Origin of the sequence: Anabaena sp. CCY 9910 (assembly GCF_963920875.1) — a bacterium.
GTDB classification, from domain to species: domain Bacteria; phylum Cyanobacteriota; class Cyanobacteriia; order Cyanobacteriales; family Nostocaceae; genus Trichormus; species Trichormus variabilis.
This window is the reverse complement of sequence record NZ_CAWUDJ010000121.1, coordinates 1-577: the sequence shown is the minus strand read 5'-3', so window position 1 is coordinate 577 and position 577 is coordinate 1. Positions and strand designations below refer to the sequence as shown.

Annotated in this window: 1 pseudogene; it reads right to left on the bottom strand. The window is 50.8% G+C overall.

Annotated features, from left to right (window positions below):
* Positions 1-556 (bottom strand): annotated as a pseudogene (locus ACM5QX_RS29555) (photosystem II q(b) protein); the annotation flags it as partial.
* Between the last annotated feature and the right edge of the window lie 21 nt (positions 557-577).

Below are 577 nucleotides of genomic sequence, written 5' to 3'. Positions count from 1 at the left end.
ACACGATCATGAAGTTGAAGGTGCCGGAGATACCCAAGGGCATACCATCAGAGAAGGAACCTTGTCCGATGGGGTAGATCAAGAATACTGCTGTTGCTGCTGCTACTGGTGCAGAGAAGGCTAGGCAGATCCAAGGACGCATTCCTAAGCGGTAGGATAGTTCCCATTCACGACCGAGGTAGCAGAATACGCCGGTCAAGAAGTGGAAGATTACCAATTGGTAAGGACCACCGTTGTACAACCACTCGTCAAGAGATGCTGCTTCCCAAATTGGGTAGAAGTGCAAACCGATGGCGTTGGAGGAGGGAACAACTGCTCCGGAGATGATGTTGTTTCCGTAGATTAAGGAACCTGCTACTGGTTCACGGATGCCGTCGATGTCTACTGGAGGTGCGGCGATGAAGGCGATGATGAAGCAGGTGGTTGCAGCTAGCAAGGTGGGGATCATGAGTACACCGAACCAACCGATGTATAAGCGGTTGTTGGTGCTGGTAATCCACTCGCAGAACTGTTCCCATACGTTGGCGCTTTTGCGCTGTTGTAAGGTTGCGGTCATGTCTTTATGATTACGTTGGTT